Source organism: uncultured Algibacter sp., assembly GCF_947487605.1.
Taxonomy (GTDB): Bacteria; Bacteroidota; Bacteroidia; order Flavobacteriales; family Flavobacteriaceae; genus Algibacter_D.
On record NZ_CANKXK010000003.1, the window covers coordinates 227,146 to 248,076 of the forward strand.

At 34.2% G+C, this 20,931-nt stretch carries 14 protein-coding genes, 1 tRNA gene and 1 pseudogene; 3 read left to right on the plus strand and 13 right to left on the minus strand.

What is annotated here, in order from left to right:
• Nucleotides 1-6: 6 nt before the first annotated feature.
• The 7 genes and pseudogenes from Q0739_RS04960 to Q0739_RS04990 all read right to left on the minus strand — a co-directional run bounded on the left by Q0739_RS04960 (nt 7) and on the right by Q0739_RS04990 (nt 9,566).
• The gene (locus Q0739_RS04960; protein ID WP_298237597.1) at nt 7-1,077 is read right to left on the minus strand and encodes a cytochrome c oxidase subunit II; all 1,071 of its coding nucleotides are present in this window, start codon (nt 1,075-1,077) and stop codon (nt 7-9) included.
• Between the two features lie 30 nt (nt 1,078-1,107).
• A complete protein-coding gene (locus tag Q0739_RS04965; protein WP_298237598.1) occupies nt 1,108-2,475 on the minus strand; it encodes a quinol:cytochrome C oxidoreductase in 1,368 nt (455 codons plus the stop codon).
• 20 nt (nt 2,476-2,495) lie between these two features.
• Nucleotides 2,496-3,047 carry a cytochrome c gene (locus Q0739_RS04970; RefSeq protein ID WP_298237599.1) on the minus strand — a complete coding sequence of 184 codons (552 nt, stop codon included), beginning with the start codon at nt 3,045-3,047 and terminating at the stop codon, nt 2,496-2,498.
• A gap of 8 nt (nt 3,048-3,055) precedes the next feature.
• Nucleotides 3,056-3,586 (minus strand): DUF3341 domain-containing protein, encoded by a 531-nt coding sequence (locus Q0739_RS04975; protein WP_298237600.1) that lies wholly within the window; start codon nt 3,584-3,586, stop codon nt 3,056-3,058.
• 39 nt (nt 3,587-3,625) lie between these two features.
• A pseudogene (gene nrfD / locus Q0739_RS04980) lies at nt 3,626-5,047 on the minus strand (NrfD/PsrC family molybdoenzyme membrane anchor subunit); the annotation flags it as partial.
• Nucleotides 5,048-5,075: 28 nt separating this feature from the next.
• Complete coding sequence (locus Q0739_RS04985; protein WP_298237602.1) at nt 5,076-8,189, minus strand: TAT-variant-translocated molybdopterin oxidoreductase; 3,114 nt, start codon at nt 8,187-8,189, stop codon at nt 5,076-5,078.
• Between the two features lie 81 nt (nt 8,190-8,270).
• Nucleotides 8,271-9,566 (minus strand): cytochrome c3 family protein, encoded by a 1,296-nt coding sequence (locus tag Q0739_RS04990; RefSeq protein WP_298237691.1) that lies wholly within the window; start codon nt 9,564-9,566, stop codon nt 8,271-8,273.
• A 213-nt stretch (nt 9,567-9,779) separates the two neighbouring features.
• Between Q0739_RS04990 and Q0739_RS04995 the strand changes: the two genes are divergently transcribed.
• Nucleotides 9,780-10,172, plus strand: a complete 393-nt coding sequence (locus Q0739_RS04995; RefSeq protein WP_298237603.1) for an SPOR domain-containing protein — start codon at nt 9,780-9,782, stop codon at nt 10,170-10,172.
• Between the two features lie 61 nt (nt 10,173-10,233).
• Here Q0739_RS04995 and infB read toward each other — a convergent pair whose 3' ends face one another.
• From infB to Q0739_RS05015, 4 genes are all read right to left on the minus strand, one after another.
• Nucleotides 10,234-12,963, minus strand: coding sequence for a translation initiation factor IF-2 (gene infB / locus Q0739_RS05000; protein WP_298237604.1), 2,730 nt, complete (start codon nt 12,961-12,963; stop codon nt 10,234-10,236).
• 28 nt (nt 12,964-12,991) lie between these two features.
• On the minus strand, nt 12,992-14,224 hold the full coding sequence (gene nusA, locus Q0739_RS05005) for a transcription termination factor NusA (protein ID WP_298237605.1): 1,233 nt from the start codon (nt 14,222-14,224) through the stop codon (nt 12,992-12,994).
• Between the two features lie 12 nt (nt 14,225-14,236).
• Nucleotides 14,237-14,698 (minus strand): ribosome assembly cofactor RimP, encoded by a 462-nt coding sequence (rimP, locus tag Q0739_RS05010; RefSeq protein WP_298237606.1) that lies wholly within the window; start codon nt 14,696-14,698, stop codon nt 14,237-14,239.
• Between the two features lie 259 nt (nt 14,699-14,957).
• Nucleotides 14,958-15,030: transfer RNA gene (locus tag Q0739_RS05015), tRNA-Gln, on the minus strand.
• Between the two features lie 172 nt (nt 15,031-15,202).
• Between Q0739_RS05015 and Q0739_RS05020 the strand changes: the two genes are divergently transcribed.
• Both Q0739_RS05020 and Q0739_RS05025 read left to right on the plus strand, forming a co-directional pair.
• A complete protein-coding gene (locus Q0739_RS05020) occupies nt 15,203-18,505 on the plus strand; it encodes a DUF2723 domain-containing protein (protein ID WP_298237607.1) in 3,303 nt (1,100 codons plus the stop codon).
• 5 nt (nt 18,506-18,510) lie between these two features.
• On the plus strand, nt 18,511-19,179 hold the full coding sequence (locus Q0739_RS05025) for a polysaccharide deacetylase family protein (RefSeq protein ID WP_298237608.1): 669 nt from the start codon (nt 18,511-18,513) through the stop codon (nt 19,177-19,179).
• On the opposite strand, the gene Q0739_RS05030 is transcribed toward Q0739_RS05025, so the two are convergent.
• Nucleotides 19,176-19,472 (minus strand): thioredoxin family protein, encoded by a 297-nt coding sequence (locus tag Q0739_RS05030; RefSeq protein ID WP_298237609.1) that lies wholly within the window; start codon nt 19,470-19,472, stop codon nt 19,176-19,178. The genes Q0739_RS05025 and Q0739_RS05030 overlap by 4 nt on opposite strands.
• 146 nt (nt 19,473-19,618) lie before the next feature.
• A complete protein-coding gene (locus Q0739_RS05035) occupies nt 19,619-20,848 on the minus strand; it encodes a metallophosphoesterase (RefSeq protein ID WP_298237610.1) in 1,230 nt (409 codons plus the stop codon).
• Nucleotides 20,849-20,931: the final 83 nt, after the last annotated feature.

Genomic DNA, 20,931 nt, shown 5'->3' on the forward strand with positions numbered 1-20,931 from the left:
TTTTAATTAGTTAACTAGAGAATTCTTGAATTCCTTTTGCTCTTTCATCCAAGCATCGTATTCTTCTTGAGTTTCCACTACAATTTTCATTTGCATGTTGTAGTGAGACTTACCACAAATTTTATTACATAATAACAGGTAATCAAATTCATAGCGTTCTAAAGGCTCTTCTCCTTTTGCTATTAAAGGTTTGCTGTTTTCAACTCTAATTTTATTAATATTGGCCACCTTCTCTATCATTTGAGGTGTTTGGCGCATATCTGCGGTTGTAACTGTTGGTGTAAACCCAAATTGTGTAATCATTCCAGGAACACAGTTCATTTGAGCTCTAAAATGTGGCATATATGCCGAGTGTAATACATCTTGTGAACGCATTTTAAATAGTACAGGTCTTCCAACTGGTAAATGTAACTCGGTAGTAATGACATCATCTTGAGCATCTGGATCAGATTCGTCTAAACCAAGAATGTTAGCACGATCGATATCGATTAATCGAACATTAGCCTTACCTAATGTATTATCTGCGCCGCCATATCTGGCTTTCCAGTTAAACTGTTGTGCATATAATTCTACCACTAGTGGATCATCACTTTCATCAACACCCATGATGTTTATCCAGGTATTTAATCCGTAAATAATTAATCCTGCTAAAACTATAACTGGAATAATTGTCCAGATAGCTTCAAGTTTATTATTATCTGCAAAGAATAAGGCTTTCTTTCCTTTTTCCCCTTTGTATTTATATGCGAAATAATGTAACAAAAACTGCGTAACAGTTTGCACGAAAAAGATAATTATCATTGAAATAATCATCAAATTATCTATAGTAGGCCCATGAGCTGAGGCCGAATTAGACATTAATGGTAAATCGCCCCATTTAACAAAACATACAATGGTAATTACATAAATGAAAGCTAAGAAGCCCATCATTAAATACCCATTTAATGTATTGTCCTTGTCTGTGGCAACACCAGTATTGCTTTCATTCTTAGCTTGAGCCAAGTCGAAAATCTTTACCATTTGCCAGATGGCAATTAAAATAAATACTAAAACTATAATTGTTAATAAAGCAGTCATTGTTATCGTTCGTCTTTATTTATATCTTAATTAATAATGAAACTCTTCACTTTCTTTTCTAAAAGGATATCTTTTAACAAGTAAAGGCGCTTTTGATAATGCTGTAAATACTATAAATATGAATAACCCAGCAAAAAGCAGTATGGAACTTATCTCTGGAATTCCAATAAACCATCTATCTCCTACTGTTGCAGGCATAATCATATTGAATATGTCAATATAATGTCCAAATAATATTACCAGACCAGTCATAACAACAAACCAAGGGATACGCTTATAATCGGCATTCATTAACATTAATATAGGGAATACAAAATTCATAACTACCATACCAAGGAATGGTAATTTATAATCGTTGAATCGCGTTACAAAATAAGTAACCTCTTCTGGAATATTAGAATACCAAATTAACATGAACTGAGAGAACCATAAATACGTCCAGAAAATACTAAATGCAAACATAAACTTAGCTACATCATGCAAGTGGTTTTCATTAACAAACTCTAACTGCCCTTTAGATTTTAAGTATAAAGTAATTAAAGCAATAACTGTTATACCGCTTACAAACATACTTGCAAATACATACCATCCAAATAATGTCGAGAACCAGTGCGGGTCTACACTCATAATCCAATCCCAAGACATCATAGATTCTGTATAAATAAAGAATACTAAGAATCCTGCAGCTATACGGAATGATTTTTTAAAGTTCTTATTATCTTCGGCTGTATCTTGAGCAATCGAAAATTTACGAGCAAAATATCTGTATAAACTCCATCCTCCAATAAATATAAGAGCACGAATTACAAAACCTGTTTTATTTAACCAACCCGATTTTCCAGCAACCAACGCATCATAATGATCACTTTCTGGGTTAACCATATCTGGATTCATCCAAACAAATATATGGTCTCCAGAAAAGATTGCAATAGCAACAACAATTAAAGCTCCTGGCAGTAAGTAATACGTTATACCCTCCATAACTCTAAAAAGTACTGGTGACCATCCAGCTTGAGAAGCTATTTGAATGGCATAAAATGCCAAAACACCTAAAGCAATCATCATAAAGAAAAATGCAGCAACGTACAATGCAGACCAAGGTCTGTTATGAATTTGGTGCATAACATGTTCTGCATGCGCATCTCCGTGATGTGCATCGTCTCCATGAGCTTCATCGCTATGTGATGCTTCCTCTGCGTGTGCATCATGAGAATCGGCAACAGCATGTGAAACTTCTTCTGCATGTCCCCCACCATGATGTGAAGCTTCTTCAGCAAGCATCGTTTTTACTTCGTCTAAAGATTTATGAGATGACATAAAACCATATCCAACACCTAACAATCCTAAAACCATTAGAATGATAGAAAATGTCTTTAATCTATTTGAAAATGTGTACATATCTATATAATCTTATCTTCTTACTTTTCTAAATCGGCTTTCAACTTTAAAACGTATGACACTACTTGCCAACGTTCTTCTTCATTTAATTGGTTCGCATAAGAACCCATCGCGTTTTTACCATAATAAATAGTGTGGTAAATACTTCCTTCATTAATTGCTCTCCCTACATCATCATAACTAGGTATACCGAGAATTTTTTCTCTTTTAACCAAATTACCTTGGCCTTTTCCTTTATTGCCATGGCAGATACCACAGTAAATATCATATAACTCTTTACCTTTAGCTAAATCTACTTGTGTTGAATCCAACGGACTTGTTAACGTTGCTTTAGCCAACTCGTAACCTTCAGTTGAATTCTCAATATCGAAAGGAACATATCCTCTAGGAATAGATCCTTCAGCAGGTAATTGTGCTTCTACTCCATTTGGGAATGCAGCTTCTCCATACGTCTCGTAACCTGCAGATTCATACATATTAGGCATGAATTGATAGTTTGGTGCTGAACTCTTGTTACATGACACAGCTACAAAAACGACTGCTATTACTAATATCTTAATTAAGCTTTTCATATTATTTATTAATGGGCTTTATCAACTAAATTAATTTCAACTGCTCCTGTTTCTTTTAATAAACTTTGAAGCTCTTTCTCATTTCCATGAACTGCAATTTCCATTAAAAAATGATCATCTGTTGTTCTTGGATCTGGGTTTTCTGCTTTTTTAAATGGCCACATTCTACTTCTTAAATAAAATGTGATTACCATTAAATGCGCAGCAAAAAAGACCGTTAGCTCAAACATAATAGGCACAAAAGCCGGCATGTTTTCTATATAACTAAAACTTGGCTTACCACCTATGTTTTGTGGCCAATCTTCAATCATGATAAAATTCATCATTACAATTGCTACGGTAAGACCAACCAAACCATACATAAATGCTGTAATAGCGATTCGAGTAGGTGCTAATCCCATAGCTTTATCTAGTCCATGAACTGGAAATGGTGTGTATATTTCTTCTATATGATGTCTATCTGCCTTTACTTTTTTAACAGCAGACATCAATACATCATCATCAGTATAAATAGCGTGAATTACTTGTGAAGCTTCCATATGCTACTTTTATTTTTTTGATTTATTAACTTTCTTACCAGAGGTTCTTTCATCAGTACCTGTACCTACCAAACTGTCTCCTGCTTCTCTAATTTTCTTATAACGCTCTCCAGAAGATTTTAAAATCGTTTTTACTTCTGCTTGAGCAATAACAGGGAATGTTCTTGAGTACAGTAAGAATAGCACAAAGAAAAATCCAATAGTTCCAATAAAAATTCCAATATCTACAAATGTTGGTGAAAACATGGTCCATGACGATGGCAAGTAATCTCTATGTAACGAGGTTACAATAATTACGAATCGCTCAAACCACATACCTATGTTTACAACAATTGATATTAAGAAAGAGAACATGATACTTGTTCTTAATTTTTTGAACCACATAAATTGAGGCGAAAACACATTACATGTCATCATCGCCCAATAAGCCCACCAATAAGGCCCTGTAGCTCTGTTTAAGAAAGCATATTGCTCATATTCAACACCAGAATACCAAGCAATAAATAGCTCTGTAATATAAGCCACACCAACTATAGAACCAGTAATCATGATTACTATGTTCATTAATTCGATGTGTTGTACAGTAATGTAATCTTCAAGGTTACACACTTTTCTCATAATAATAAGAAGTGTATTTACCATCGCAAATCCTGAGAATACCGCACCAGCAACAAAGTATGGTGGGAATATGGTTGTATGCCAACCAGGAATTACTGATGTTGCGAAGTCAAACGATACAATAGTATGTACAGAAAGTACTAATGGTGTTGCTAAACCTGCAAGTACCAATGATACTTCTTCAAAACGTTGCCAATCTTTAGCACGACCAGACCATCCAAAACTTAACAATGAATATATTTTCTTTTGGAAAGGTTTTATTGCTCTATCACGTAACATGGCAAAATCAGGTAATAAACCAGTCCACCAGAATACTAATGATACCGATAAGTATGTTGAAATCGCAAATACATCCCAAAGTAAAGGCGAGTTGAAATTTACCCATAATGATCCGAATTGATTTGGAATAGGTAACACCCAGTATCCTAACCATGGACGACCCATGTGAATAATTGGGAATAAACCAGCTTGAACAACAGAGAAAATGGTCATTGCTTCTGCAGAACGGTTAATTGCCATTCTCCATTTTTGACGGAATAATAAAAGTACCGCAGAAATTAGTGTTCCTGCGTGACCAATACCAACCCACCAAACAAAGTTAGTAATATCCCAAGCCCAACCTACAGTTTTATTTAAACCCCAAGTTCCAATTCCTGTAGATATTGTATAAATAATACATCCAATTCCCCAAAGAAAAGCAGCAAGTGAGATACCAAAAACTATCCACCATTGCTTATTGGCTTTTCCTTCTACAGGTGCAGCAACATCCACAGTAACATCGTGGTACGACTTTTCGCCTGTAACTAAAGGTCTTCTAATAGGTGCTTCGTAATGAGACGCCATAATTATATAATTGATTCTTTAATTAGATTTATGCTTCAGTTGTATTTCTCACTTTTGTTTGATACTGCACATTAGGCTTAGTACCAACACTTTCTAATAAGTGATACATACGATTATCTTCTTTAAGTTTTGCAACTTTACTTTTCTTGTCATTGATGTCTCCAAAACTCATTGCTCCGTTACTACAAGCTGCAGAACATGCTGTTTGGAATTCTCCATCTTTAATTTGACGTCCATCACGTTTAGCATCAAGAATAGTTTTCTGTGTCATTTGAATACACATAGAACATTTTTCCATAACGCCACGAGAACGTACAACTACATCTGGATTCAATACCATACGTCCTAAATCATCATTCATATGATAATCGAACTCATCATTACCATTGTATAAGAACCAGTTGAAACGACGTACTTTATATGGGCAGTTATTTGCACAATATCTAGTACCTACACAACGGTTGTAAGCCATGTGGTTCTGACCTTGACGACCGTGCGATGTTGCTGCCACAGGACAAACAGTTTCACATGGTGCATGATTACAATGTTGACACATTACTGGTTGGAATGCTACTTGAGGATTCTCTGAAGCGCTTTCCATTTCACCAAACTCACTTAAGGAGCTTCCTAAACCAGAAATATTATCTTTTTTCTCATTATCACCTTCGAATGATTCTTCAGATGAATAATATCTATCTATACGTAACCAGTGCATATCACGGCTACGACGTACTTCTGTCTTACCAACTACAGGTACATTATTTTCGGCGTGACAAGCTATTACACATGCTCCACATCCTGTACAAGCGTTCAAGTCAACCGATAAGTTAAAATGATGCCCAATCGAACGATCAAATTCATCCCATAAATCTACATCTGGAGACGTTACTGGAGTTTCTTCATGATTTAAAGAGACTACAGGAGTCTTGTTCCAACCGTGTTTCTTATCTTCCTTATCGTAAGTATTGAAAATCTCTAATGTGGTTTCCTTAATAATATCACCACGACCCATCAACGTGTTATGCAACTGAACTGATGCAAATTCATGCTCACCAGCTACAACTTCAATGGTTACATTCTGTACATTATTGAAATCTTGGTATAACGCATATGCATTAACACCTGTTTGCATTTCTTCCTTTAACCCATTAGTTCTACCATATCCTAAAGCTAATCCAACAGAACCTTTAGCTTGTCCTGGCTGAATCATTACTGGTACCTTAATCGATACACCGTTTGCTGTAACATTTGCATAACTTCCATTTAATGCACCGTTTGCAACGTGTGTGTTTGTTAAACCTTTTTCATCAGCATCAGCTTTAGAAATAGTTAAGTAGTTATCCCAAGAAGCTCTTGTAATAGGATCTGGAAACTCTTGTAACCATGGGTTATTGGCTTGTTGCCCATCACCCATACCTACTTTGGTATATAAAGTTAACTCTAAACCTTCAGATACTGCAGATGCCGCTAAAGCTCTTGCAGCACTTCCAGAAGGAGTTTCTGTTACTTCTTCCTCTTCAGAAACAATAGAAGTTTCTTCTATTTCTGTATCAATACTTCCTACATAAACACCATCATGTAGTGCTTTATTGAAAGAACTTCCTCCTAAAATAGTTGTTCCCCAAGCATCTTTAATATAATCGTGATAAGAAACATCTTTTCCTATCCATTTTAATAAAGCTTCTTGAAATTGTCTTGTATCAAATAAAGGACGAATTGTTGGTTGTGTTAAGGCATAGTGCCCTTTTTTTAACTCAACATCTCCCCATGATTCTAAATAATGTGGTGCAGCAGCAATATAATTTGTTAAAGACGATGTCTCGTCTGATTTCATTGAAAATGCAACCGATAAATCTACTTTCTTTAGTCCTTCTGCAAATTCAGAAGCTTTTGGTAGCGTGTACATTGGGTTTACACCACTCATAATAACAGCACCAACTTTACCAGCATTCATATCAGCCACTAATTGGGCTACTGCTTTGTCACTACCTTGTCTTGTTTTAATTGGTGACGCAGAATCGAAAGCTTTGCTATTTAAAGTTTCATTTATTTCTAAAGCTACCGTTTGTGCATTTACATCTTGAATACCTGTAACAACTAACCCTTTGCTCCCAGCTTTTTTAAGCTGAGAAGCTGCTTTTTGAAGCGCTTCATTTATATGTTCTGGTAAATCTGTAGACACGGCACCACCAACAACTAAACTATGTAACTTTGCTAAAGCCTGTTTTTGCTGAGTTGGTGTTAAAGGTACACGCTTATCTGCATTGGCACCCGTTAAAGACATATTTGATTCAAACTGAATATGTCTAGACATTTTACCATGATCTGGCACTCTGTTTTTTGAGTATCCAGAATCAAATCCGCCTCCTTGCCAATCTCCTAAGAAATCTGCACCTATAGACACAATGGTCATGGCTTTAGAAAAATCGTAATTTGCTAAGCCGCGCTCCCCATATTTTGCTTGAAAAGCATCCAAAGCAGCAGATTCTGAAACGGCATCGTAAACAACGTGACGTACATTACCATACTTTTCAGAAAATTCAGCTATTAATTTACTAGTCGATGGGCTTGCAAAAGTTTGGGTTAATAAAACAATATCTTTATTGGCAGCAGCTAAATCTGTTAACGTTTTGGTTGTTTCGCTATCGAAATCGCTCCAAGAAATAGATTCACCTCCTTTTTTAGGCCCTTGAACTCTTAAACTATCGTATAAACCTAAAACTGAAGCATTCACTCTGGCATTTGCACTACCATTAGTAGCTGCCATAGTATTATTTTCAATTTTAATTGGACGACCTTCACGCGTTTTTACTAAAACACTTGCGAAATCGAAACCATTGGCAATTGTAGTTGCGTAATAGTTTGCAACACCAGGAATAATTTCTGTTGGTTGCACAACGTAAGGAATCGATTTTTTTACTGGTCCTTCACAAGCCGCTAATGAAGCCGCAGCAGTACTAAACCCGACATATTTTAAGAAATCGCGACGCGTTGTTGATGTAGACTCTAATGTATCTTTATCTCCTAAAAATTCATCCGTAGGAATCTCACTAACAAACTCGTTTTGTTTTAGCGTCTCAACAATAGAGCTATTTTCGTTTAGCTCTTCAACACTTTTCCAGTATTTCTTGTTTGATGACATATTATATAATTGAATTACTTCTTATTAATTTTTTTACATGTAAAGCACTTCGACTGCGCTTAGTGTGACATTTTTATTCTTTTAATAATGGCACTTACCGCATTCTAATCCGCCCATTTGAGCAGCAGTCAACTTATCTACACCATATTTCTTAGATAACTGCTCATGTATTTTTTCGTAATAAGCATTATCTTGAACATTTACATTCGTTGTTCTATGACACTCTATACACCAACCCATTGTTAACGGCGCATGCTGGTACATGATTTCCATTTCTTCTACTGGACCATGACAAGTTTGACATTCTACACCAGCAACAGTAACGTGTTGTGAATGATTGAAATACACAAAGTCTGGTAGATTATGAATTCTCACCCATTTAACTGGTTGTGAATCTCCAGTATATTTTTGGTCAGCATCACTCCATCCTGCGGCTGCATATAATTTTTGGATTTCTCCATCATAAAATTCTTTTGTATACTCTGGAGAAGTTTCTCCATTATACTCATAAATTGACTTATGGCAATTCATACAAACATTTAAAGATGGAATTCCAGATGTTTTACTAACTCTAGCTGAAGAATGACAGTACTTACAATCAACACCGTTATCACCAGCATGTATTTTATGCGAAAAATGAATTGGTTGCACTGGTTGATATCCTTGGTCTACACCAATTTGCATAAAATAACCATAGGCAAAGTAGGCACTGGCTAGTAAAAAGAAAATAGCTGTAACCAACATTAAAAATTGATTTTGAACAAAAGCTTTCCAAAGTGGTGTTCTAGCTGAAGACTCTGGTAAATCAATATTTTGAGCCGATGCAAAACGACGTAACGTTTTGTTAACTAAATACAGTCCAATTGCTAATAAAATGAATAATATTGCTAACGCCCCTAAAATAATTTCGTTTGTAATACCGTTAGAAGAACCTGACTCAGCATTTCCTCCAGTGGCAGCAACAGCAGTTTGTGCAGGTGCTTTTTTCTCTTCAGCAGTATAAGCTAGAATGTTATTAATATCCTCATCTGTTAATTGAGGCATAGCAGTCATTGCTGCTCCACTATACTCATTAAATATTTTATTTGCGTAAGCATCGCCAGATTTAATAACACCTGCGCTATTGCGAATCCATGCATAAATCCAATCTCTATCTAAACCTTGGTCATCAGACAAACGTGCCTCTACATTACGTAATGCAGGACCTGTCATTTTTTTATCTAATTGATGACAAGCAGCACAATTGGCGTTGAATAATGATTTTCCTTTTGCTGGATCTCCTTCTTGAGCCGAAAGAGAGGTTGTAAACGCTAATAAAATAATTAAGCCTAAACGAAGAATGTTTCTACTTAATTTACGGTGAATCACCTGTTTCATATTGTTGGTTAAATTAACTTCTAAACTTTGGTATGGTTTTTTCATATAAGAATACGATAAAACACAGTTATAAAATCTCAGGCAAAAGTAATATTAAAAGTCGATTTTAGAAATGTTACAGAACTGTTAATTGGTAATTTAGAGGGATTCTAAATAATAAAAAAGACTAGAATTAAGTTAATATCGTATACATTTGTATAAACAATTTAAAATATGAATTTATTCCATTTAAAAACAGGTATTTCTGCGTTAATAATTTGCTTATTTATTGCAAACTATAGTTTTGCACAGCAAGGAACTGTATCCATAAATCAAGATGAAGCTATTATTACTTTATTAAATCTTAAAAAAGAGATTAATAAAGAAAGTAATAACTACTATAAAATTCAAATTTACTCTGGCAATCGCTCTAGTGCTGAAGCAGCTAGAAAGAACTTTAATAGTAAGTATTACGATTGGACTTCAAAAATTGTTTATGAAACACCCAACTTTAAAATTTGGGCAGGTAATTTTAGAACACGATTAGAAGCTGATAGGGCTTTAAAAAAGATTAAACGTGAATTTCCAAGTGCTTTTGTTTTTAAACCAAAAAAGGAAAAAAGTTAACGTGAATTATTATAAATAAAAAAGCGACCAAAATGGTCGCTTTTTTTACACTTTTAGGTTTTTATTTTAATTTCTTTTTAACCTCAACTTCATGGAACGCTTCAATAATATCGCCTTCTTTAATGTCGTTATAATTTTTAATTTGCATACCACAATCGTAACCTTTAGCAACTTCTTTAACATCATCTTTAAATCGCTTTAACGACGCTAATTCTCCAGTGTAAACTACTACGCCATCACGAATTAATCTAATTCCAGAAGACCTAAGTATTTTACCATTGGTTACCATACATCCTGCAATAGTTCCAATTTTAGAAACTTTAAACATTTCTCTAATTTCTGCGGTACCTGTAATCTCTTCTTTAAGTTCTGGAGACAACATACCTTCCATCGCGTCTTTAAGATCGTTTATTGCATCATATATAATTGAGTATGTTCTAATATCAATTTCTTCTTTATCTGCTATCATTCTCGCATTTCCAACAGGGCGTACATTAAACCCTATTATAATTGCATCAGATGCAGTTGCTAAAAGCACATCACTTTCGGTAATAGCACCAACACCTTTATGAATTATGTTAACATGAATTTCTTCTGTTGATAATTTTTGGAAAGAATCTGTTAATGCTTCAACAGAACCATCCACATCTCCTTTAAGAATAATATTCAACTCTTGGAAATCGCCAAGTGCAATACGACGACCAATCTCGTCTAATGTAATATGACGTTGTGTTCTAACCGATTGCTCACGTTGAAGCTGTGCTCGTTTAGTTGCAATCTGTTTTGCTTCACGCTCGTCTTCAAATACACTAAATTTATCGCCTGCTTGAGGTGCCCCATCTAATCCTAAAATAGATACAGGTGTTGATGGGCCAGCTTCCATAACGTCATTACCACGTTCGTCATGCATGGCTTTTACTTTACCACTATGTTGACCTGCTAATACATAATCTCCAATTTTTAAAGTTCCTGCTTGAACTAAAATTGTAGATACGTAACCACGACCTTTATCTAAAAAGGCCTCAACTACTGTTCCTACAGCTGGTTTATTTGGATTTGCTGTAAGCTCTAATAATTCAGCTTCAAGCAATACTTTTTCTAATAATTCTTTTACACCAGTACCCATTTTAGCCGATATATCATGAGACTGAACTTTTCCTCCCCAATCTTCAACTAATAGGTTCATGTTTGCTAAACCTTCTTTAATTTTTTCTGGGTTAGCAGCTGGTAAATCTATTTTATTAATTGCAAATACAATAGGTACCCCCGCAGCTTGAGCATGGGAAATAGCTTCTTTTGTTTGCGGCATAATATCATCATCTGCTGCTGCTACAATAATAGCTATATCTGTAACTTGAGCACCACGAGCACGCATAGCTGTAAAAGCTTCGTGACCTGGAGTATCTAGGAATGCTATTTTTTGTCCGCTTTCAAGTTGTACACCATACGCACCAATATGCTGCGTAATGCCACCCGACTCACCAGCAATTACATTTTCTTCACGAATGTAATCTAAAAGTGATGTTTTACCATGATCGACATGCCCCATAACTGTTACAATTGGTGCACGAGGTTTTAAATCTTCTGGTTTATCTTTAACTTCTTCTATTGCTTCTTCAATATCTGCAGTTATAAATTCTACTTTATATCCAAATTCTTCTGCTACTATAGATAATGTTTCTGCATCTAAACGCTGGTTCATGGTAACCATCATACCTAAAGACATACAAGCAGAAATAATTTCAGTTACACCAACATCCATCATGGTTGCAACTTCGCTAGCGGTAACAAATTCTGTTACTTTAAGTATTTTGCTTTCTGCTGCTTCTATTTGCTGATCTATTTCAGATTGTTCTCTGTGCAGATCTCTCTTATCTCTTCTGTATTTGGCACCTTTACCTTTGCTAGATTTACCTTGAAGTTTTTCTAGTGTTTCACGTACTTGTTTTTTAATATCTTCTTCACTAGGCTCTTCCTTAACAATGTTTCGTCTTCCTTGTCCAGGTTTATTTCCGCCTTTATTGAATCTGCCATTACCTCCTGGTTTCCCGCCTCTTTGTTGACCACTATTACCAGAATCGACCTTGCTAATACGACGACGTTTCTTTTTGTTTGCGCTTGCTGCACCTCCTTCAGAAGTTTTAGTGTCTGGTTTCTTTTCTTCCTTCTTTTTCTTAGGCTTATTAAATTTACTTAAATCAATTTTATTCCCAGATATTTTAGGACCTGTTAGTTTTTGATACTGAGTTTTAACCTTTTCTTCAGGAACTAAGCCTTCTTCTGTTTCAACGAGTTTTTCTACTGGCGCCTCTGTTTCTTTTTTAACTTCTTTTGGTTTTTCTTCAACCTTTTTAGGAGCAACAGGAACTTCGGCTTTAACTTCAACAGGTTTTTCCTTAGCTGGTTCAGCTTCTTTTTTAGGAGCTACTTCTTTTTTCTTAGGGTTTAATTCAATTTTCCCTACTTGCTTTGGACCTGAAAGCGTTTTAGTCGCTTTAATTACCTCTTCTTTTTTGGCTTCTACTTTTTGTTTTTCTTCAATCTCGCGCTCGCGTTGTTCGCGAAGTAAATCTTTTTCTTTTTGTTTTGCCTCACCAACCTCTTTAGATGCTACTTTTTTGTTAGCATCTACTTCAAATTCATCAGAAAGAATATTGTATGTTTCTTCTGAAATTTTTGTAGTAGGTCGCTTCTCGATTTCTATGCCTTTAGAATCCAAAAATTCTACGGCACGGTCTAAAGAGATGTTAAGCTCGCGCAATACTTTATTTAATCTAATTGTGTCAGCCATAAATTGCCTTTAAAAACTCAAATATATATTATTCTTCGAATTCTTCCCTAAGAATTCTAATCACATCACCTATTGTTTCTTCTTCTAAATCGGTTCTCTTAACCAAATCTACAATATCTTGTTCTAAAATACTCTTCGCAGTATCTAATCCAGCTTTACTAAATTCGTCAATAATCCATCCTTCGATTTCATCAGAGAATTCTCTTAATTCTACATCTTCTTCTGCACCTTCTCTAAACACATCAATCTCGTAACCAGTAAGTTGACCTGCTAAACGAATGTTGTGTCCACCTCTACCAATGGCTTTACTAACCTCTTCTGGTTTTAAAATAACCTCAGCTCGTTTTGTTTCTTCATTTAATTTAATTGAAGTTACTCTTGCAGGGCTTAAAGCTCTGGTTACATATAGCTGTAAATTATTTGTATAATTAATTACATCGATATTTTCATTGCCTAATTCGCGCACTATTCCATGAATTCTAGATCCTTTCATACCTACACAAGCTCCAACAGGATCGATTCTATCATCATAAGAATCTACAGCTACTTTTGCTTTTTCACCTGGTATTCTTACTACATTTTTAATGGTGATTAACCCATCAAAAACTTCTGGAATTTCTTGTTCGAATAATTTTTCTAGAAACTTAGGTGAGCTTCTAGACATAATTATTGTTGGTTTAGCACCTTTAAGCTCTACACTATCAATAACACCTCTTACATTATCTCCTTTTCTAAAAAAATCTGAAGGTATTTGTCTGTCTTTTGGTAAAACAATCTCATTTCCTTCGTCATCTAACAAAATAACTGCTCTATGGCGAATATGATGTACCTCAGCGGTATAGATTTCTCCAACTAAGTCTTTAAATTGCTTGTAGATTATGGTATTATCGTGTTCGTGAATTTTAGATATTAGGTTTTGACGCAACGCTAAAATAGCTCTACGACCTAAGTCTATAAGCTTTACTTCTTCAGACACATCTTCACCTACTTCAAAATCTGGTTCTATTTTACGAGCTTCTGTTAAAGAAATTTCTTGGTTTGGTTCTTCAACTTCACCATCGGCTACAACTATTCTATTTCTCCATATCTCTAAATCTCCTTTATCTGGATTAACAATGATATCAAAATTATCGTCATCACCATATTTCTTTTTTAAGGCACTTCTAAATACATCTTCTAAAATTGCCATTAACGTTACTCTGTCAATTAGCTTATCGTCTTTGAATTCAGAAAAAGATTCAATTAACGCGACATTTTCCATAACTCTTTTGAATTAAAATTTAATCATAACTTTTGCTTCTACAATATCTTCATAAGCAATACTAGCTTGCTTTTTTACAGTTACTTTGCCTTTACCTATTGGTTTTGGCTCTCTAACTTTCCACTCTAATATAATGTTAGAGTCTGTAGCACTTGTAAGGGTTCCTTCAATTTTGTTGGAAGCCGTTTTTAAATCAAGTACTCTATTTAAATTTTTTTTATACTGCCTTTTGTGGGTCAATGGTGAGGTTGCTCCAGCAGACATTACTTCTAAAGAAAAATCTTGTTCTTCTCTGTCTAAATTATGTTCGATAGCTCTACTTATAAACATGCAATCTTCAACAAGAACACCATTATCGCCATCTACAACTACCTTAATCTTATTGTCTCCAGAAATTGAAAATTCAATGAGGAACAAATCGCTTCTTTCTGTTAAAGCCTGATCTAATAAATTTTTAACTGTAGTTTTAAACATTTTTAGTATAAAAAGAGGGGACTTTCCGTCCCCTCAACTCTTTTATTTTTCCTTTCAGCGCTGCAAATATAATACAATTTAATTAAAATATTAGCAGAATTTAAAATAAAAAGCCCAACCTAAGCGATTGGAACTTTACAATTATGTTTGCCTACTAGGACCTACTTCGACTGCGCTAAGTATAAACTTCTAGCTTAATCCATTAATTTACTTAAAAAGAAAAACCCTAACTATATTCATAATTAGGGTTTATTTTTTGTTGGCCTACTAGGGCTCGAACCTAGACTCTTTGGTACCAAAAACCAACGTGTTGCCAGTTACACCATAGGCCAATATGCAATTTAACGGCTACTGCTCGCTAAAGCAGGTGCAAATTTAGTATAAAGTTTTATTTGCACAAGCATTTTTTTGAAAAATAATATTGAAAACTTAACGTTTACTTAAAAATATTTGGGATATCATATTTATTAGTAAATTCGCCCAAGCAAACAAATAGCAATATACATGGCAGATTTGAACTTTAAAAAATGGAATACTATTTTAGGATGGTTCTCTTTTTTAATAGCGCTTATAACTTATAGTCTAACGGTTGAACCTACAGTAAGTTTTTGGGATGCAGGAGAATACATATTAACTTCATCAAAATTACAAGTTGGTCATCCTCCAGGAGCCCCTTTATTTCAAATGATGGGTGCCTTCTTTTCTACGTTTACTTTTGGTAATAATGAATTAATAGGGTGGATGATGAATATGATGAGTGCCGTTTCTAGCGCTTTCACCATATTATTTATGTTTTGGACAATTACGCTTTTAATGAAAAAGCTAATCGTACAAAAAAACGACTTTACGCAATCGCAAATCATCGCTATTTTAGGAAGTGGTTTAGTGGGTAGTTTAGCTTTTGCTTTTACAGATTCTTTTTGGTTTAATGCTGTAGAAACTGAAGTATACGCTATGGCTACGTTAATTATGTCTGTGTTATTTTGGTTAGGATTACGCTGGGAGCAAGACATGGACAAACCCCGCGGAAACCGCTGGCTTATTCTAATTGCATTTGTTATAGGCTTATCATTTGGTGTACATTTTATGGGGCTTCTTACTATACCCGCTATTGGACTAATTTATTATTTTAAAAATTATAAAGAAATTACCATAAAAAACTTCATAATTGCTAATCTAGTTTCTGTTGCTATACTTCTATTTGTTTTTAAACTATTAGCGCCTAATATTTTAAAAATATTTAGTGCTTTCGAAATCTTTTTTGTTAACTCGGTTGGTCTTCCTTTTAATTCAGGATCTATTATAGCTGGAATTTTTATAATTGCGCTTATTCATTTTGCTTTAAAATATACTCGAAAGCAAGGCTTCGTCTATTTAAACACAGGGGTTTTATGTGTAACTTTTATAATTATAGGCTTTTCTACATGGCTCATGCTACCCATTCGGGCTAATGCCAATGTTGTTATTAACGAAAACAATCCATCGAGTGCCAGAGAGCTTCTTGCATATTATAACTTAGAACAATACCCAGAAACACATTTGTTTTATGGCCCACAATTTACAGATCAATACGCTTATTTAGATGAAGAAAATCCTTATGTGGATGATAAACCTAAATATGAAAAAGACTATGAGAAAGGAGAATATGTAGTTGTAAACGATTATAAAAATGCGAAACAAAATTATAATTCGAAACACGCATCCATACTTCCACGTATGTGGAGTTCTGAACATACAGAAAATTATATGCTCTTTTCTGGTTTCCTAAATTTTAAGTTAAAGCCAGAATACCAAATGGAAAACGAATTGCGTACAGCCATTACCAATTTTAGAAATGATGTGGTACAAGGCAATGTCGATTATGAAGATTACAATGACTTTTTAAAGCAATTTAAAGACTATATAGATATTGAAAAACCTTCATTGGGAAGCAATATTGCTTATATGCTAGAGTACCAATTAGGCTATATGTATTGGCGTTATTTTATGTGGAATTTTACTGGAAGGCAAGATGACCTTCAAGGGAGGTATGACAATCATGGTAATTGGATTAGTGGCATAAAACCTATTGATGAATGGCATTTGGGCGTTTCACAAGATAACCTGCCAGGTGATGTAAAAAATAATAAAGCTAGAAACACCTATTACTTTCTCCCGCTTATTCTAGGGCTTATAGGCATGTTCTTTTTGTTTAACACAGATAAGAAACTGTTTTGGGTGATGCTTGTCTTTTTCTTATTTACGGGACTAGCTATTCAATTTTATACCAATGTACGTCCTTTCGAACCTCGCGAACGGGATTACTCTGTTGTGGGTTCTTTTTATGTGTTTGCGCTATGGATTGGTTTTGGGGTATATGCCATCTATGATATGCTTAAAAAATATTTAACGTCGAAATACACAGCTCACATAATAACTTTGGCTTGCTTAATTTTAGTCCCAAGTATTCTAGCTGCCAACAACTGGGATGACCACGATAGATCTGGAAAATATACAGCCAAAGCAATGGCAAGAAAGTACCTAGATTCTTGTGCAGAAAATGCTATTTTATTTACCATTGGGGACAATGATACATTTGCGCTTTGGTATGCTCAAGAAATTGAAGGTTATAGAACCGATGTTCGTGTAGTTAATACGAGTTTATTTCAAACCGATTGGTATATCGATCAAATGAAGCGTAAGGCTTATGAGAGTGACCCAATACCTTCCCAACTGACGCATGATGACTACAAATGGGGTACTAACCGCTACGTTATAAAAGAAAATGTTATTAGAGATACTTTAGAAATTAAAGAAGCTCTAAATTTTATTTCAAGCAATCATCCAAGAACAAAATATCAATATGTACTACAACAAAAAGGAGTTGATTTAGCACAGGTAAGAGCGCATGATTTAAATGCGAATTACCTGCCTACCGAGTTCTTAAAGCTTTCTGTAAATAAAGAAAACGCCATTAAAAACGGTATAGTAAAACTTAAAGATGCAAGCAAAATTGAAGACACTATTTATATTAGAGTAAAAGGGAATGCATTATTGAAGAACAGGCTTTTAATGCTGGACATTGTGGCAAACAACGATTGGACACGCCCAATCTATTTTACTGGCGGAAGCTTTGGCGACGACGATTATATTTGGATGAAAGATTATCTGCAATTAGATGGCATGTGCTATAAATTAGTCCCTATTAGAACACCTGTTGACAGAGCAAATCCATTTGATATGGGTCGTGTAGATAGCGACTTGATGTATGAAAAAGTAAAAAATTGGGATTGGGGTAATAGTGGTAGTCCAGATATTTATCATGATACCGAAACACGTAAAAACTCTATTACTTACAGAGGTAATTTAGCCCGTTTGATAGAACAGCTAATAAACGAGGAGAAATTAGATAAAGCAGAAGAAATAGCTGATATAGCTATGACTAATATGCCAGTAGATTATTTTGGATATTACACCCTTTTAGAGCCCTATATTAGTGCTTATTACGAAGTTGATAATAAAGAAAAAGCACAGCAACTATTTAAAGACGTTGCCGTAAAATATCAAGAAAACCTGAGTTATTACAGTGGATTAAAAACTAAAAATCAGGAACGTTTATTTGAAGAAATCTATACAGACATTCAACGATACAAGGGTTTAATTGATGTACTGGTTGAATACGATCCAGATTTTGCTGAAAGTGAAGGTGATATTTTCAATAACTACCTAAAACTATTCAAGCATTTTTATGGTGATGATGAGCCAGAGGAAGAACCAAGAATTGATGCAGACATTCCAGTAGATAGCAGTATTGATGCCATCAATTAAAAGGTATGACTTTAAAGCCAATAAAAACGCCTAAAGTTGCTAAAAAAATGTTTCCCAATTATATTTGGGATATCCCTACTAAGGAAAAAGTTATCTATTTAACTTTTGATGATGGTCCTACGCCAATTATTACTAATTGGACATTAGATATATTGGATAAATATAATGCAAAAGCGACATTCTTTTGCATTGGCAATAACATTGAAAAACATCCAGCTATTTTTCAGAATATTATAGAAAAAGGACATGCAATTGGCAATCACACACATAATCATTTAAAAGGATGGAAAACTAAAACCAAAGATTATTTGGAGAATATTTGTGACGCTCAAACAACAATAAATTCTGAAATTTCAAATTCATCTATCGTTAATCAAAAATCGCTAATCGTAAATCTTTTCAGACCACCGTACGGTAAAATAAAACCAAAACAAGGTAGAAAGCTTATTGAACTAGGTTATAAAATTGTTATGTGGGATATCTTACCTTTTGATTGGGACAAAACAGTAAACCCTGAGACTTGCTATAATAATGCTATTACTAAAACTAATAAAGGGAGTATTATTGTATTTCATGACAGTGTAAAAGCATCAAAAAACATGCAATTTGCATTGCCAAGAATGTTAGAATACTTTAGCAAAAAAGGGTATAAGTTTAAATCTGTTAACGTTTAAACATATTGTTGAATAATCCCGATAAGCGTATTAGCGTCTTGCTCTCCACTTTGACGCCATTTCATTTCGCCATCTTTATAAATAATTAAAGTAGGTAGTCCTTTGACGCGAAGTGCTTCAGCAAGTTCACCGTTTTTTTCAACATCAATTTTTATAACTTTAGCTTTATCACCTAGTGCCGCAGCTACATCTCTAAGCACCGCGTGCATAGTTGTAGATTGATCATTCCATTCTGTATAAAAGTCTAACAGTACTGGAATTTCTACATCTATAAGTTCCCCAAATTTTGACATACTCTTTTAATTATTAGTCAAACAAACTTTTACAAACCTACATATTTTTTTAATATTATAAATAAATACAATATTTACCTATGTTTTTATCAATCTGTTAACATAAAAATAAGCAATTTCTTTATAAAAACAGCAAATAATACAAATTATACATTTCTAGCACCCTTCTTGAGTTCTATAACTGTAATTTCTGGCCAAATACCAACCCGACCTGGAAATCCTAAATACCCAAAACCTCTATTGACGTTTATATATTGCCCCAGCTCTTTGTAAATACCTGCCCAATATTTATAACGCCATTTTACAGGACTCCACTTAAACCAACCTGGTATTTCTATTCCAAACTGCATGCCATGGGTATGACCACTTAAGGTTAAATGGTAATGGTATTCATCATGAATTACTTGGTTTTCCCAATGTGATGGATCGTGACTCATTAAAATTTTAAAATCTTTAACTCCTATATTTTGAACTGCCTTTTTTAAATCGCCAGCTTGTTTAAAACCTCTAACACCCCAATTTTCTACACCTATCAAAGCTATTTTTTCTCCCTTCTTTTCAATGTATCTGCTCTCGTTTAATAATAAATCAAAACCAATTTCTCTTTGAATACTCTTTAAGTCTTCTAAATTTTGCTTTTTAGCTTCAACTGAATCCCACTTAACATAATCGCCATAATCATGATTTCCTAAAACAGAAAACAAGCCATCTTTAGCTTTTAGCTTACTAAATATTTTAGAGTAAGGAATCATTTCTTCTGCCTTATTATTTACCATATCTCCTGTAAATAATATTACATCGCTTTCCTGCTCATTTATTAAATCTATGGCGTATTTCACCTTTTCAACATTATCAAAACTCCCTGAGTGTACATCGCTAATTTGAGTGATTTTATATCCATCAAAAGCCTCGGGTAAATCTTCAAAATTTAAAGTATATTTTAGTACTTTAAAATTGTATTTTCCTTTGTACATTCCATAAAGAATTGCTCCAAATGGTATTGCCGCTATGCCTAAAGCTATTTTTGAAATAAAAGATCGACGTGATGGTAAGTATTTTAAATCTGCATTGGAACCTTCTGTGAAATAACGAAAAATGGCTTGTGGTACTCGAAAAATATCTTCTGAAAACATCACAGCCAAAACAATTATTTTAGGAACTAGAAATGCAATTAAAAATCCAAATGCAAACGCTTGGGAGTTTCCAAAATCGCTTCTGTTTAAACCATAAAATTGATAGATAAAGTTTCCTAAAACCAAAACAGTTAAAAACCAATATGCAACTGTTAACCAAATATTTTTAGAAATAGTTCTGAAAGCTTGAAATACATAAATGTCTATGATAACAAATATGAATAAGAAAATAATCCAGCGCATTTTTCTTTTTCACCAAAGATAACGGTAATCTAAGTGAATATTAAATAAGCGATTCTTATTTAACTAATTGTTAAGAAATAAAC